Origin of the sequence: Photorhabdus sp. HUG-39, from assembly GCF_963878365.1 — a bacterium.
In the GTDB taxonomy this organism is placed as follows: Bacteria; Pseudomonadota; Gammaproteobacteria; order Enterobacterales; family Enterobacteriaceae; genus Photorhabdus; species Photorhabdus kayaii.
Map to the genome: position 1 here is coordinate 51,559 of NZ_CAWNWY010000012.1, position 17,796 is coordinate 69,354.

4 protein-coding genes and 1 pseudogene are annotated in these 17,796 nt (G+C 47.7%); 4 read left to right on the forward strand and 1 reads right to left on the reverse strand.

Annotation, left to right across the window (positions count from 1 at the left end; genetic code table 11):
* Nucleotides 1–20: 20 nt before the first annotated feature.
* The 4 genes from AAC155_RS10125 to AAC155_RS10140 are packed head-to-tail and all read left to right on the forward strand — an operon-like array spanning nt 21 to nt 17,411.
* Nucleotides 21–12,512: a hybrid non-ribosomal peptide synthetase/type I polyketide synthase gene (locus AAC155_RS10125; protein WP_229015616.1), complete on the forward strand. Its 12,492-nt coding sequence runs from the start codon at nt 21–23 to the stop codon at nt 12,510–12,512.
* The gene (locus AAC155_RS10130; RefSeq protein WP_113042031.1) at nt 12,509–13,774 is read left to right on the forward strand and encodes an MFS transporter; all 1,266 of its coding nucleotides are present in this window, start codon (nt 12,509–12,511) and stop codon (nt 13,772–13,774) included. Before AAC155_RS10125 ends, AAC155_RS10130 begins: the two co-directional genes overlap by 4 nt.
* Before the next feature lie 28 nt (nt 13,775–13,802).
* Complete coding sequence (locus AAC155_RS10135) at nt 13,803–17,000, forward strand: non-ribosomal peptide synthetase (RefSeq protein ID WP_113042032.1); 3,198 nt, start codon at nt 13,803–13,805, stop codon at nt 16,998–17,000.
* Between the two features lie 51 nt (nt 17,001–17,051).
* On the forward strand, nt 17,052–17,411 hold the full coding sequence (locus tag AAC155_RS10140; RefSeq protein ID WP_113042033.1) for a nuclear transport factor 2 family protein: 360 nt from the start codon (nt 17,052–17,054) through the stop codon (nt 17,409–17,411).
* 87 nt (nt 17,412–17,498) lie between these two features.
* On the opposite strand, the pseudogene AAC155_RS10145 reads toward AAC155_RS10140, so the two are convergent.
* Nucleotides 17,499–17,636: pseudogene (locus tag AAC155_RS10145) on the reverse strand (IS630 family transposase); the annotation flags it as partial.
* Nucleotides 17,637–17,796: the final 160 nt, after the last annotated feature.

Below are 17,796 nucleotides of genomic sequence, written 5' to 3' on the forward strand. Positions count from 1 at the left end.
TTTATCTTAGGAAAAATTTTGTGAGTAATTATTCAAACACCTTATCGAATGTTCCATTCTTATTGCCAACGCCTGCTCAACGCAGGCTATGGTTCATCAGCCAAGGAAATATGGACTTAGCATTATATAACGTGCCATTTTCGTTACGTTTGCATGGTTTGTTAAATGAGGAAGCGCTTGAACAAGCTATTATTTTTATGATTGAGCGCCATCCGGTGTTGCGTTCACAATTTCATGTTCTCAATGGAGAATTGCAGATAGCATTGAATCCGCAGTGGCCTGAATTACGTATCAGTGATCTCAGCGATTATTCCCCGGAGGAACGCGAAACCAAAGTACAGTCTATCTGTGATAACGAAGCCAGATATTGTTTTAATCTCAATAACGATTTGCCTTTTCGTTATTTACTGCTTCGCCGGCAAGAGAACGATCATCAGTTGATATTTACACTTCACCATATTGTATTTGATGATTGGTCGACTCACGTTTTTCTTAATGATTTTAGCCATGCCTATAACCAGTATAAAGTAGGCCAACAGCCTAAGTTGGCGACAATTACCTACCCGCATGCCAGTGACTCTGTAATAGATATTCATACGAATAGCGCTCGTCGGCAACGCTTACGCGATTATTGGGGAAAACAGCTGGCGGAATTGCCTGAACTACATAAATTACCCACCGATCGACCACGGCTATTAGAACAACGGGGACGTGGCGCGGTATATCAGAAGTCACTTCCTTTATCTCTCGTTGGACGTATTTCTAAAATCTGCCAACGTTATGGATTGACACCTTATATGGTGGCAATTTCCGCTTTTGCAGTATTGCTGAATCGCTATTCACATGATGACGACATCGTTATTGGCAGTCCATTTGCGAATCGTCACAATATTGATGAACATGTCCGCCTTGGCTTTTTTATCAATTTATTACCGTTGCGTTTTCGCTTTAACAAAGGGATAAGTTTCAGTGATCTATTGGTTCAAGCGCGCGATATATTGCTTGATGCATATGAAAATGCTGATTTGCCGTTTGATGAGATTGTCGATGTGGTACAACCCCTGCGTTCTCTGAGTCATCCCCCTGTTTTTCAGATTATGTTTGATTATTTGAAGAGTCCGGGACAAGCATTGCAACTGGATGGGTTAGCAGCAGAAGTACAATTTATCCATTCTGGTACTGCTAAATATGATTTGACGTTATCGATAGAAGAATCCCCGAATTCACTACTCTGTCTGGTTGAATTTGATACCGATTTGTTTGATAACCTCACCATTACTCGCATGGTGAATCACTATGAGAAATTGTTGGATGCATTGTTAAGTGAACCTGAGCGTTCTGTCGCCAAATGTAGCATGTTGCCGCCAGAAGAGCTGGAAACACTGGCTCGCTTCTCCCGGCCAGCAGAACCTCTGCCGGTATTGGCGTTTATTTCAGTAGCTGAACGCATCAAGTCACAAGTGCGTAATAATCCAGATGCACGAGCTATTGTTTGGCGTGATCAACGTTTCACCTATGCTCAACTGGATGAGTACGCGCAATGCCTGCTCGCGAAGATGCGCCAGTGTGGCGTTGGGCCGGGTAGCCGGGTTGCCGTATTGATGAGCTACCGGCCAGAAATTGTCATCTCTTTTTACGCTATTCTCTCTGCCGGTGCGGTTTATGTGCCGTTGTCCCCCTCTGATCCCCGCTTCGCCGATAAGATAAATGATGCACAGCCAGTACTGATCCTCACCAGTGAACAGGATGCTATTGGTTTGCTTGATTTTCGTGCCATTGTGCTGGAAGTTGATAGGCTGTTTCGTCAACCAGCGCCGCCGGATGTGCAGCCAATCTGGTCAGTTCAGGAGAGTGATTCAGCCTATGTTATTTATACTTCTGGTTCAACCGGTAATCCAAAAGGAGTAGAGGTAAGCCACGGTAGTCTGCATGCATCGTTCCATGCCTGGTGCCATGACTATCGTTTCACCCAACCCGGGGAGCCGGTATCACTACAACTTGCTGCACCGATTTTCGATCTCAGTATAGGGGATTTCAGTCGTACTCTGGGCTGTGGTGGATGCTTGGTTATGTGTCCGCGTGAGTGGTTGCTAGATGCAGCTGAAATGCACCGCTTAATGATGAGCGAAGGCGTGACCTTCGGTGATTTTCCTCCTGTGGTACTGCGTCAATTAATTCAGTTCTGTCAGGATAATGGGGAACGTCTGGATGGATTATCAACACTGGTATGTGGGGCTGATGTCTGGTTTGGTCATGAGCTGCACGCAGCACAAGCGCTGTGCCGCCCAGACGCGCGTATTCTGGGTTCTTACGGTGTAACTGAAGCAACCATTGATAGCACTGTTTTTGATCCGGAAACACATCCATTGGAGGCCGGGCGAGTAATTCCATTAGGTAGGCCGCTGGCTAGCTGTGAGCTATTCATTGTTGATAAACACCTGCAACAAGTGCCGATTGGCATTAGTGGTGAATTGTTGATTGCAGGTGTTACCGTAGCAAAAGGATATCTCAATAATCCTCAACTCACGGCAGAGAAATTTATTACCGGCAAATTCGATAACCAAGGCCGTTTTGTGGCAGACAGTTTTGTGGCAGACAATAACAATAATAGTAGTACGCGATTCTATCGCACCTCGGACATTTGTTGTTTCCTGGCTGACGGTACTATTGATTTCATGGGACGCAGTGATCATCAGGTTAAAATTCGCGGTTTTCGCGTCGAGTTAGGCGAGGTGGAGAGCGCGCTATTGGAACACGCAGATGTGCGCCAGTGCGCGGTTGTCGCCTGTAATGACAGTACAAATAATAAAGTGTTGGTCGCCTATGTTGTGTCATCGGCTGATACTGACAAGTTACGTGGTTATTTGTCCCTGCGGCTACCCGAACATATGATGCCGCGTGCTTTCGTGTTTCTCGATAAATTACCAACTACCCCCAATGGGAAGGTTGATCGCAAGCGCTTGCAGGTTCCAGATTTTTCGCTACCAGAAAATCAGGAATCTATGACAGAACCGGCTAACGCTCGTGAAGAACAATTGCTGGCATTATGGAGAACGGCATTAGGGGTTCAGGTCATCGGTACGGAAGATAATTTCTTCTATTGTGGTGGCAATTCATTAATTGCTGCCAATCTGATTACGCAGATCAATAAGACATTTGGTGTTCAGCTTAAACTTTCCGCTATTTTCAATCATCCAACTATCGCCGGGTTGGCCTCGTTACTGGACGGTATTGAAAAGGATAGCGTTGAAAAGAGCAGTACGAAACAGAGTGTTGCTGTGCAGCACGTTTCGCAGGCCAGTGATTTACTCTCATTCGGCCAGCGCAGTTTGTGGTTGATTGCCATGCAACGGCCGGATGATTGCAGTTACAACGTACCTGTCACATGGCGTCTGCATGGTAATCTGCATTTTAATGCGTTAATGCAGGCGCTGAATGATGTAGTGCAACGTCATGATGTATTGCGTACCACATTCTCCAGTCAAGTCAGCAAAGTAAACAAGCCGGATGGAACATCCAGTTTTGAACCCAGTTATCAGGTTGCGCCTGAATTAACGCTAACCCTGCGCCAACAGAATATCTCCGGCGGCGAATCTGCGCTGGCATCGAAGTTGCGAGAAGAAATGATGGCAAGTTTCGATCTCGCCAATGGACCACTCATCCGTGCAGTACTGTTTACATTGTCTCCGCAAGAGCATGTGCTTTGTATTACTCTGCATCACATTATTTCCGATGGCCGCTCGCTGGCAATACTTTTTGATGAGTTACGGCACTGCTATCAGGCACGTCTGGCCGGTAAAGCACCCATGCTACCCGTGTTGGCAGCAAACTATGGGCATTTCATTACCTGGCAGCGCACTCGACTGACTGAACCGGCGGTACAGCAACAGATTCATTTCTGGCGTCAACAATTGGCGGATGCGCCAGCTACTCTGATACTGAATGAGATGGCTGCACCAACTGACGAAGCGGCTGCAATAAGTTGTGTTGTTCCCCAAGTGTATGTTGAAGGTGTAGAGAAATTGGCTCGCGAGCAAAACTGTACACCGTTTATGGTCTGGTTGAGTTTATTTGCACTCCTGCTGCGCCAGCAAAGTAATGAGCAGGATCTTATAGTCGGAACACCGGTGTCGCTGCGCACCATACCTGCATGGGATGCGCTGATTGGCTACTTTGCTAACACTTTGCCAGTACGTATCAATAGCCGTGAGTTACACACTTTTCAGCAACTCTTAATGCATACGCGACAGGTTAGTCTCGACATCCTTGAAAATCGTGATTTACCGTTCGATTATTTGGTACAAACACTTAATTTGCCACGTGTGGCGGGTAAAAATCCTGCTTTCCAAACTATTTTCTCCTGTGAACTGGATCAACCAAACGATGCAACATTAGGAGACATGAAGGTTTCAGACGTTGAGTTGGGGGACTATCGCGCCAAAATTGATTTGGAGCTGGCTATTAATCGTGTAAATGGTCAGGTTTACGCTCATTTTATGGCAATGCCGGGGGGATTATCTGCCGCCACTCTAGGACGGATGAGTGAGTATTTACTGGCTATTTTGCCACAACTCATTGAAAAACCAGATATTGCATTGGCGGATTTGTTGACGGTTAATGCTGGCCGTAGTACTCAACCAGAACTCATGGCTGATAAGCCACAGGGATTGTTTCAGTTGTTTCAACAGAACCTGTCCCGGTATGGCGGACATGTGGCACTGGAAAGTGATGAATTAAGTCTGAGTTATCAGCAGCTTGATACATTGACCGCATATGTAGCGCAGCAACTTCAACAAGTAGATGTAAGCCGAGGTGATCGAGTTGGCATTCTGATGGGGCACCATCCACATAATGTCACGGCAATGCTGGCAATTAACCGGATTGGTGCGGTGTTTGTGCCATTGGCTCCTGATAACGCCGAACCAGCAAATCGGTATGTGATTGATAATGCGGAAGTAAAAGCGATATTGTGCCGAAATGAAACAGCGCCTCTGTGCCAGCGTCTTGGTCTGGCGGCAATTAATATCGATGAGTTAGATATAGCCAATGCACCCTATATGACTATGGCGGCGATCTGTCAGCCGGATGATTGTGCTTACGTTATTTACACTTCTGGATCAACGGGTAAACCGAAAGGTGTTGCTGTCACCCACCGCAGTGTCTGCCATAACATTCTGGCAATCCGCGATGAGCTGAGGCTTGAACCTTCTTCTCGCATAGTGCAGTACTCCTCGCCCGTGTTTGATGTGATGTTGGGAGAAATTTTTCCAGCGCTTGTAGCGGGTGCTTGTGTGGTCTTCGGTAAGAAACAGCAACTGTTGCCTGGCAGTGATCTGACAGAGTGGCTGGCACATAAACAGATTACGCATATGTGGATTGTACCTTCCGCGTTGACGATAGTGCCGTTAGTACCGCTGCCTAATCTCCAGGTGCTTATCGTAACCGGTGAACCTTGTATGCCCGAAGTCGCCCAACGCTGGTCTGTAGGGCGTAGGCTGATGAATGGATACGGCCCTACTGAATGTGCGATTGTGGTATCCCTTACCGATTATCATGCCGAAGGACAAAATCTAGTGCTGCGTCCAATGGGCGATGTTCGCTTCCATCTGCTTGATGAACAGAGAAAGCCCGTGGCACCGGGGGAAATGGGTGAACTTTATTTAGCGGGAACCTGTGTTGCACAGGGCTATCTGGGTATGGATGAAAAAACCGCTGAGGTGTTTTTACCCGATAGCTTTGCACCACAATTAAAAGCTCGTATGTACCGTACCGGCGACATGGTGCGCCAACGCATGGATGGCGCACTGGAGTTTGTTGGTCGGGTTGACCGTCAGGTAAAAATCCGTGGTCACCGAATTGAACTGAATGCTGTGCGTGCCGCCCTAAGTGCGTTACCGGGTGTACGTCAGGCCGAAGCGCTGGCGATCACCGATAGCAAAGGGAATAAAGAGTTGGCGGGATACATTGTCGGCGAAACCAGCCGCAGTGAGATCCTGAGCGAATTACGCCAACAGGTTAATGAAGTGATGGTGCCGACAGCGCTGTTCTTCCTTGATGCTCTGCCTACCGGTATTACGGGAAAAATCGATCTGAAAGCGTTGGCTGAAATGAAACTGACACGTGCCGGTCAGCATCAATCTTCTCCTTTGCCAGCCAAAGTTGTGTCATCACTCAGTCGCGTTGAAGCTATCTGGCGTGAACTGCTGGAGAGGGATGAGATCGGTTATGACGAAAACTTTTTCGATGCTGGCGGCCACTCACTACGGGTTATGGCGCTATTCCAGCAATTGAATGAGGCGTTTGGTGGAGGCTTGTCTGTGACCGATATTTTCGCTCATCCCACCATTCGACAACAGGCTCAACTACTGGATGCGCTGTCGCAGCAAAAAACACCTGTTGCAGCCACACCGCTGATAGTCACTGAAAAGAGAGCAAGACCAACGTTGGATGTTTCGACTCTGGATAGCAATGCTATTGCAATTATTGGTATGACGGGCCGCTTCCCACAAGCGCCAGATCTCGACACTTTTTGGCAGAGGTTGTTGGCGGGTTACGATGCTAGTGTGGAGTTGTCTGACGAGGAATTGTTACAACGTGGCGTCGATCCAGCGCTGTTAAGTCACCCACAGTTTGTCAGACGCGCACGTTTGCTGGAGAGGTGTGCGGAGTTTGATGCACGTTTCTTTGGTTATTCATCACGTGAAGCGCAGGTGATGGACCCGCAACAGCGGTTGTTTCTTGAAATGGCATGGGAAACGCTGGAACTATCTGGCTATGGCAATGATAGTACACCGCGTTCAGTGGGAGTCTTTGGTAGCAGTGGCTTCAATTATTACCTGCTGGAAAACGTCATGCCAAATAAAGACCGGATGCACCTCGACCCCGGTCAGTGGCAAATAGGTAATGACAAGGATTTTATCGCTACACGTACTGCTTACAAGCTGAACCTTAGCGGACCGGCTGTCAGTATTGGCACCGCCTGTTCGTCATCACTCACCGCTATTCACTTTGCCTGCGAAAGCCTACGGCGTGGTGAATGTGGTATGGCATTGGCAGGTGCTGTAGCGCTGGACCCGCAACAGGTTGGCTTTGTCCATGTCAGTGGTGGAATTATGTCTCCAGATGGCCTTTGCCGACCATTTGATGCGGCGGCCAACGGTACAGCCAGCGGCAGCGGCGGTGGGATGATATTACTAAAACGTCTGTCCGCTGCTTTGGAGGATGGCGATACCATCCATGCGGTAATTAAAGGTTCTGCTGTCAATAATGATGGTGCACAGAAGGTGAGTTACACGGCACCAAGTATTGACGGTCAATCTTCAGTGATCAAAGACGCGCTGCGTAATGCCGGGGTATCGCCTGCCAGCATCAGTTATATCGAAGCACATGGTACGGCGACCTCTTTAGGCGATCCAGTAGAAATACGTGCGCTGACTCAGGCTTTCCTGGAGCAATCTGATGGTGAAGTATTACCTGTAGGGAGTTGTGCAATAGGTTCTGTGAAAGGAAATATAGGACATATTGATGCGGCTGCCGGTATAGCCGGTGTAATCAAAACCGTGTTGGCGCTACGTCACCAGACTTTGCCGCCAAGTATTCACTATCATCAAACCAATCCTGCAATCCACTTCGAACAGACCCCGTTTTCTGTAATCAATACAGCATGCCCGTGGCCGCAAACAAGTAAGCCACGTCGTGCCGGTGTAAGTTCTTTCGGCATTGGTGGCACTAACGCGCACCTTATTCTGGAAGAAGCTCCGCGCCAGCAAGATGTCCGTATATTAGATGACGAGCTCTGGCATCTGCTGCCGATTTCAGCGAAAACGCCACAAGCGTTAATTCAGCAAGTGGAACGCTTGGCAGTCGCACTGACTACCGGTAATGAGCCATTGGCGGATATTGCCGGGACTTTGCAACAAGGACGCAGCGCTTTCAGTGAGCGTGCTTTTGTTGTGGGAAGAGATCGGGAGCAATTAATTAATCAACTACGCCGACTATCACCACAGACTAAGACTATGAGTCGCAAACAACAGCCTCGATCGGTGATTTTTATGTTTCCGGGACAAGGCAGTCAGTCTATTGAAATGGGTCAATCGCTCTATCTGCGTGATGGTGTATTCCGCCAGCAATTTGATCGCTGTGCCGAACTGCTACAGCCACACATCAAACTGGATATCAGGCAGTTAATTTATCCGCAATCGGAACGCGACAATGCTGTCAGCCGGTTAAATGCTACACGTTATACTCAGCCTGCGCTGTTCACTGTTGAGTATGCACTGGCCTGCCAGCTACAAGCTTGGGGTATTACCCCCCAAGCAATGATTGGTCATAGCCTCGGTGAACTGGTTGCGGCCTGTGTAGGGGGTATGCTTGAACTGGAAGATACACTGGCATTGGTAGCAAATCGAGCTGCAATCATGCAGCGCCAGCCCACAGGGGCAATGCTGGCGGTACAGGCATCATCTGAACGTATGGTTTCGCTGGCACCAGAGTGTGAATTTGCAGCGCTCAACGGGCCTGAACAGTGCGTGATAACTGGCAGCCATGACAATATTGCGATACTGGAAGAGCAATGCAACAAGGCAGGTATTTCTTGCCGGCGACTAACGACATCACATGCATTTCATAGTTCATTGATGGATGCTGCCGCACAACAGATGCGGGAATTCAGCGCAGGCTTCACGCTACAATCCAGTACCATTCCGATAATATCCAATATCAGTGGTAGTTGGTTCAGTGAACAAGATCGCGATAATTCTGGTTATTGGGGAGATCATCTGCGTCGGCCAGTACGCTTTTATGATGGTATTCTTACGTTGCTGAACCATTATGACAATCCAATCCTGCTTGAAGTCGGTCCAGGGCGTGCACTGAGCAGCATGCTGAAAGATCTACAGCAGAAAGGCCAGGCTCAGATACTAACCACGATGCGCCATACTCACCAGCAGAAACTGGATGAAGAGGTATTGTTCAATGCTGTCGGGCAGTTATGGCAGCAAGGTGTCGCTATCGATTGGGCTGCATTTAGTCATTCACACAAATTACATCGGGTTATGCTGCCAGTGCATCCCCTCCAACGCCAACATCTCTGGTTGGAACATCCTGTCACTACATCAGCCACGGTTATAAGTACACAACAGAGAAAACTACCGATTTTCACACAGTTATCGGATAGAGAGGGGGTCACACAATTTACTTGTAAGCTAGATGATAATGTCTGGTTTATTGATGAACATCGCATTTTCGCAGGGCAAGGTGTATTACCGGGCACAGGTTGTCTGGAATTAGTGCGTCGTACTTTTAACGAATTGCAACCCGGTGGCACAGCTACTTTCAGTGAAGTTTACTTCCCCTCACCATTGGTACTATCGTCAGGTGTTGAGCGTCAGATACGCATCAGCTTGACCGCCATTGATCGCAGCTTTGCCTTTACGCTGGAGTCTCGCGACGATGGTAATGACATGTGGCAACTCCATGCAAACGGCAATATTACTGCCATATGCTCTCCACCAGCAGAGATTGTTTCACCTTATGAGCTACGTCGGAATTTGCAGCTTGAAGAAGTTGCAGAGGCGCCGGAGCGTTTCAATCAGGCATTTGCTGACTATGGACCGCGTTGGCAATGCATTGCAGGTGTGTGGATGGGTGATCGCTGTGCGTTGGCGCAGTTGCGACTCAACCAGGCATTTATCGATGATTTGCCTGATATTGCATTACATCCGGCTTTACTCGACTTGGGCACGGTGTTCCTACATGCCTGTCTGTTGCCGGGTGATGCTTCAATACCATTCCATTACGGTTCGCTGACGCTGCACCAGCCATTATGTGCCGAATTTTACAGTCTGGCGGTTGAAACGGCTCCACGGACTTATGACATAACGCTATTTAGTTGGGACGAGAGCCAGAATTGCAAGCAGGTGCTGGTTGAAATCCACGGTTACAATTTACGCCAGTTCAATTCCTTACCATTCCAGCCAGCAAGTGAGTCGAATGTAGTACGGTGGTGTCGTTACCCTCGATGGTTACCGAAGCCTCTAGGTGAAGCAAAACAGAATCGTGCGCCGTGGTTGATTTTTGGTGCCCAAGCCGCTGAACTGAGTGATTTATGGCAAGCAGCAGCGCCCGGCAGTATCGTTGTTGAAGATGCTGATGAATTTCTGCAACAGAGTACCTACCGCTTTCGTTTGCGTAAGGATCAGCCCGAAGATTATCAACGGCTGATAGATTGCCTGATACAGCAACAAATGCTACCAGAACGTATCATCTGGTGCTGGACTGCGGCAGGGATTTCTCAACCAGAGGCCGCGTTTGAACAACTGGCGGCTGCAATTAAAGCGCTTACCGGTCATCACAGGGTTTTTAATATTACCCTAATTTCCCGTGGGTTACAGGCAGCCAGAGTGTTGGAAGCCTGTAATGCCGCACCCGCGCTTGGTTTGCTCGGAATATTGGCGGCCGAGTATCCGGGGTGTTCTGCACGTCATATCGATCTGGATGATGACACTTTTGCTACATATCAATCGCTGATTGCGGAACTGTATACGGATATGCAACCGGAAGAAGCAGCAGAAGGAATACCGGTTACCAGCATTACGCTTAAGCAAGGTGAGCGTGAATTGCAGACATTGACTGAACTTGATGAGATCCCGCACCAGCAAATTCTGCGTGATGGCGGTGTTTATCTAATTACTGGTGGGCTGGGAGGTATCGGTCAGTCACTGGCGCGTCACATCAGCAATAAATGCAGTAAGGTTAAACTCGGTATTTTGAGCCGCCGGGGAACTAATGCGGCAAGTGAAGCTTTACTCGATGTGTTACAGAAATCTGGTGCTGAAGTCATGATGTTGTGCGCTGATGTTGCTGACGGTGTGGCATTAAATGAAGCACTGGCACAGATGCGAGCAAGATTTGGTGCTATCAACGGTGTGATTCATTCAGCAGGTATTGAAGCCAGTGGATTGCTGGAGCATGGCACGTCGCAGGACTGGCGGCATGTGATGGCGGCAAAAGTCAGTGGTACACAGCAACTGATGACGGCGATGAGTCAGGACTCTGTCGACTTTGTTCTGTTGTGCTCTTCACTTGCCTCATTGGTAGGTGGAATGGGTCAGGCAGACTATGCGGCGGCGAACCGTTATCTTGATGCCGTGGCACACTACTGGCGACAGCAGGCTATACCGGTAACGTCAGTTAATTGGGATACCTGGGCAGAAGTGGGAATGGCCGTGGATTATGCTGCACGCCGTCAAGAAAGTGTGATTGGTCTCAGTAATCAAGAGGGCTGCGCTATTTTCGATCTGGCTATCGCCGGAATGGAAGCACAGATCGTTGTCAGTAAATTTACTCCTGTTCGGCGCACACAATTACAGGATTTATCAGTGATATCTGATTCCGCCAGCCCAGAGGAAGCAGTTCGTCAATTGTGGTATGAGTTACTAGGTGAAGAGACGATTAACCTGGAAGATGATTTCTTCGAACTGGGCGGTCATTCACTGTTGGCAACACAGATGATCTCCCGTTTGCGTGACCATTTCCAGTACTGTCTGACGCTGGCGGAGTTTCTCGAACAGCCGACAATGGCACGTGTTGTCCGTTCACTATCTGACGATAAAAAGAGCCTGGCTCCTGAGAATGCCCACATCCGCTACTGCCTGGTGCCAATTAATCACGGCGGTAATGGTAATTATTCACCCTTCTTTTGTGTGCCGGGTATGGGTGGCAATGTTACCCAATTTATGCCCCTGGCCGCGGCATTACCACGAGAACTGCCATTTATCGGTATGCAATATTTGGGACTTGATGGAAAAACTGCGCCGCACCAATCGGTGGCAGAGATAGCAACACATTATATTGCCTGTTTGCGATCGGTTCAGCAGCAGGGACCATATCATATCGGCGGTCATTCATTAGGTGGAAAAGTAGCTTATGAAATGGCACGGCAGCTTCATGCTGAAGGAGAAAGCATCGGTTCTCTAGTGCTACTCGACTCTGCCGCGCCACCCTATGCACCAGTTCCGTATCAGGAAGATGCTGATATTGCCAAAGTTATTCTTGGTATTTTTGCCTACTACACTGACCGACTGGAAATGATCGACAGCTTGGATGACGATGAAATGCGTGCATTACCCCGCGAGGCGTTACTAAGCTATATCAAAGAGCAGCTAAAACGTTTCTCGTTGATTCAGGCGCAGAATGATATGGGCTCAATTAACGGATTGTTCAATGTCTATCGGGCTGCGTCGGATATGTCACCGAAATATCGTCCAATACCCGTACAGTTGCCAATTCCTATGCTGTTAGTAAAAGCGGTAGAACCCTTACCGAAAGGGGTTGTTGTGCCGGAGATCCGGGAGACCAATGCCTGGGGTTGGGAGAAGTTCTCCAGCCTTCCCATTCGTATCGCAGAAGTGCCGGGGAATCATTATAGCTGTCTGATGGAAGAGCACGTAGCACATGTATCGCAGGCGATAATCCATCACTTTCCGTCAATAATAAAAGGAGGACAGGTATGAGTGATTCTTCCCCAACGGTTCACCTTCCTGAAAACCGCCAGCATAAACGCCGATTGGCCGTGATCCTAATGACATTGGCTGTGGATGCTTTGGGTATCGGGATTGTACTCCCGGTTTTACCCGATCTGTTGCGGGAGATTGCCCCTCAACCACCGGAAGCGGGTGTGCCGTTAATCGGGTTATTTGTCTCACTATATGCTTTTGCACAGTTCCTTTTCGCCCCGTTGTTAGGGGCGCTTAGCGACGCTTGGGGAAGGCGGCCGGTATTACTTTCAACACTGTTTGGCACAGCGCTGAGCTATACGCTGGTGGCGACAGCACCGTCATTAGGATGGCTGGTGGCCGGTATATTTCTTTCAGGCTCCACTGCCGCCAGTACTTCCGCTGCATCAGCTTACGTAGCAGATGTGACACCAGAAGCACAGCGGGCAGCGCGTTTCGGTCTGGTCAGCGGTGTTCTTGGCTTCGGCATGGTTGCCGGGCCAGCCTTCGGAGGGCTATTGGGCATGATTGCACCGCGCCTTCCGTTTGTGATTGCTGGCTCACTGGCAGCCGTGAACGCTATTGCCGCTATGTTCGTTCTGAACGAAAGTCTGACCAAGGAGAACCGGCGTTCGTTCGACTGGCGCCGTGCCAACCCTTTGGGCAGCCTGAAACTACTGGCGACGGATGGGGTACTGAGACGACTGGTTTATGCTTCGGCTCTTGGCATGGTGGCTTATGGCATTTTTCTGGCCTGTTTTGTCTTACTCAATGAAATGCGTTTGGGCTGGGGACCACGTGAAAACGGTCTGGCTCTCACCGGGCTCGGCGTCGGGATCATCATAACGCAAACTTGGTTGCTAAAAATGTTCGTGGCGCACTGTAACGAATACCGCACAGCGATCATCGGTTACGGACTCTATATGTTGGCGTTTATCGCTTATAGCCTGGCGGTATCACCACTTATTGTTGCTGGTGCAATTGCTTTACATGCACTGGCGTTGATCAGCGATTCAACGCTTCGTGCTTTGATTTCATTGCGTGCAGGCAATGAGCGACAAGGGGAATATCTGGGAGCACAGAACTGTATGTTGGGTCTGGCTATCACTGCTTCACCGCTGTTGGGGGCGTTATTGCTGCATTTTTCATCTCGCCAGGGACAATCTCTCTATTTTCAAGGGCTTCCCTTTGTTATTGCTGTCGTTGTTTGCTTCTGCGCCATATTGATTTTGCTGCGTGGTTCTCAGGCAGACATCACATTACGCAATTTATATAAATAAAAATATCACCAGCCTGTGAGGATTAATTATGAAACAACATCAAGGGAGCTATTACCCCCTGACCGCAGCACAGCAGGAAATTTGGCTGGCTGAACAATTAAATGTAAGCGCAGGAATTTATAACACTGGTTGTTATATTGATATTTCAGGCGCTATCGATATTGAGACACTTAACTCGGCATTGTCCCAATTGATAGATGAAGCTGAATGTTTACGAGTGGTGGTTGTACCGCACCCACAAGAACTACAACAACAGATTGTTACCAACCTGCAATGGAAATGTCCGCTTATTGATTTATCTAACCATGTGGATGCGGTAACAGAAGCTGAAATCTGGATGAAGGCTGAATTGGTGCAGCCGATGGAGTTAACACAGGGGCCGTTGTTTGGTTTTGCGCTGCTAAAAATCAGTGATGACCACTATTTTTTGTTTATCCGTGTCCATCATCTGGCTAGTGATGCTTTTGGCACTACACTGCTGATTCAGCGGCTTGCTGAACTGTATACCCAGAAATTGACTGGCGCTGCTGAGCTGGAAAATCCTTTCGGGCCTCTTAGTGATCTGTTGGCTTTTGATGAAGAGTACCGCCGCTCGGAAAATTTTCAACATGACCGTCAGTGGTGGTCACAGTATATGGCAGGCCGAAGTGAGCCACAGAGCCTTGCCGTAGGGGCGAAACCCGGTCAGTTTGCCGACTTGGGTTCGTTCAGTTGCACTCAGTGTGAAATCCCGGCAAAGGTCAATGATATTCTGCGTACTCTGAGTGAAGAGAGTGGAAGTAGTATGGCTCAAATTATTATTGCAATCGTTGCTTCCTGGATTTCTCGTATGACCGATAAGCAGGATATTACTTTGGGTATGCCAGTAACTGCGCGTTCAGGGCGTATGTTACGTAGTATTCCAGGTATGGTATCCAATGTATTACCTCTGCGTCTGACAATAGATCCTGCTCATTCCATAGGTGACATTAGTAAGCAGGTCAGCCAAGAAATCCGCCAGTTACTCAAACATCAGCAGTATCGTTCTGAAGATATCTATCGTGATTTACAGCGAAATGGTTCTGCCCCCCGCTTGTTTGCCCAGAATATCAATGTGATGCTGTTTAACAGCAATGTGAGCTTTGCGGGTAATTTTGGGCGTACCAAAAATTTGTCCAGTGGACCGGTAGAGGACCTCACTGTAACCATTTATTATCATGGCGAAGGCGACAGTTTGCAGTTTACGCTCGATACCAATGATAACCTCTACACTCCCCACGATATTAACCTTCAAAAATCTCTTTTTCAGCATTTCATCACTGAATTGCTGGCGGATATATCACGTCCCATTGGTGAACTAACATTGCCAGGTTGGCACATAGGAGGCAGCCTATTACCTGCACGGCGCACAGTATTAAATGAGGAAACTCTGACCTCGCGCTTTGAACAACAAACAATTGCAAAGCCAGATAGTGTGGCGCTGACTTATCGGCAGGAGAATATTAGTTATACGGTATTGAACCAACGTGCTAACCAACTGGCGCGCTATCTGGTATCACGGCAAATAGGCCCGGAACAACGTGTTATGGTCTGCTTACCTCGTTCTATTGAGATGATGGTGACACTGCTGGCTATCATCAAGGCTGGTGCTGCTTACGTGCCAGTGGAGGCGGATTATCCGCAAAGTCGTCTTGATTTTATGATTGACGATGCAGAACCTGCTTGTGTGATCACCACCAGTGAAATTGCGCAACGCCTGACAACCAATACCCCCATGGTATTGCTAGATGATCCCAAATTGATCACCCATCTGGAAATGCAAAGTGTTGCTGATCTGTCTGACAAAGAGCGCTTGCAACCGCTGATTTCAGCACATCCTGCCTATATCATTTACACTTCTGGCTCCACCGGTGTGCCCAAAGGCGTAGTAGTGACTCATCATAATGTGATGCGTTTGCTACAAAGTACTCAGCGCTGGTTTAATTTCTCTGAAACTGATTGTTGGACAATGTTTCACTCTTATGCTTTTGATTTTGCTGTCTGGGAGTGTTGGGGAGCATTGTTGAATGGCGGAAGATTGGTGATCGTTCCCTGGGAAGTCAGCCGTTCACCTACAGATTTTTTGCAGCTTTTGGTTAGCGAAAAAGTGACGGTGTTAAATCAGACACCTTCAGCGTTTCAGGCGCTGATCCATGCTGATCGCGAAGCCCCTGAGCTTGGGCAGAGTTTGGTGCTACGCACGGTGATTTTTGGCGGAGAAGCGCTGAATGCGCATATTCTGGAGGAGTGGTATCAAAGGCACGATGACAACGCACCTCAGTTGATCAACATGTATGGTATTACTGAAACCACTGTACATGTGACCTATTTCCCTCTTTCACGTGAAGTCGTTGCTCAGCCTGCTTCAAGTCTTATTGGTGAACCTATTGATGATCTCGGTATTTATATTCTTGATGAGGCTCAGTGCCCGGTTCCGGTAGGTTTTGTGGGTGAGATATATGTGGGCGGTGCAGGGGTAACGTGTGGTTATCTGAATCGTCCTGAACTCATTGCTGAACGCTTTATTGCTGATCCTTTTATCGGCACAGATGCGCGTATGTATCGCACGGGTGACCTGGCAAGATTGCGTCGGGATGGGGTATTGGACTTCCTTGGCCGTACTGATGATCAGGTTAAAATCCGCGGTTTCCGTATTGAATTGGGCGAGGTGGCGGCAGCGTTAAATGCGCACCCTGATATCGTGCAGTCTGAGGTCATTGTGCGTGAAGATGAAGGTCAACAGAAGCGGTTGGTGGGTTATGTCATTGCTCATAAAGGTATTACGCTTGAACCACAGTTAATACGGTCCAGTCTGACCACATGCTTGCCGGAAGCGATGATTCCAGCGGCAATAGTGCAGCTTGATCACTTCCCGTTGACCATTAACGGAAAGTTAGATCGTAAAGCGTTACCGAAACCCACGTGGAACAGTGTAGTAGTCAATGAAAGTGGTGCCTCCAGCCCACAAGAACTCTCGCTTTGTCGTCTGTTTGCCGAGTTATTGGGATTAGAAAATATCTCTCCAGAGGATAATTTCTTTGAGCTCGGCGGCGAATCTTTAGTTGCAATGCGGGTAATAGCAAGAGTGCGTAGTGACTTCGGCGTTGAAATAACGTTACGCGATCTATTTAACGCACCGAGGGTCCGTCAACTGGCGCAACGATTAAACGTTTTGCAGCAGGAAAATGAAGTCATCAGCCAGACCTAAATTTTTAACGCGATTATGCTGGCAAGTAAATAAAACAGAGGACAAAACATAATGAACCGAATAGATGAGTTAACCGCAGAACTTCTTAGCTCAATGAATCAGTATGACCTTAAACGACTGGATAATATTTTTTCTGAAGATATTTCACTTTATTATCCGGGCCTTCCACCAATGGTAGGTAAAAAGATGTCGATTATTTTTCTCAAGAAACTTTTCTCAAATTTTGAATATTTACATTTTAGGCAAACTGGTTTCATTGCTAGTAATAGCCAGGCTTGCGTTATTTGGGAAAATGAAGGGCGTCGTAAAAATAGTGATATTTATAGCAATATGGGCGTAACATTAATAGAAATTATGGACGACAAAATAGTTCTCCTCAGCGATTACTTTAAATTTGAAGTGCCTCATTAAGTAGGATATCGCTGTAATAAAAATTTGGAGCACTCTGGATATTGTATTTGGTTTAGATATTATCGCTACTCTCTTGTTTTATTAGTATTAGTCTGGCTTGCAAGGAGAAGGTGAAACAGCGGCTATAAGCTGTTTCACCTTTAGTAACAGTTGCCACATGTAATAACATGGATGATTGAGTGTAACCGTTTCATGCAAAGATAACCACAACCATTCTATTTTATTCCGTCAGAGAGAATAAGATTAATATCGATCAATACCGCTGCATCTTTGTATAATTATCATAAACATGTACATTTTCCCACTGATGTGTATCTTCAAGTTGATACTCATTAAGTTTTCGGCTTTGTGCATGAGTTAATAAATTCAATAACCAGGGGTGTTC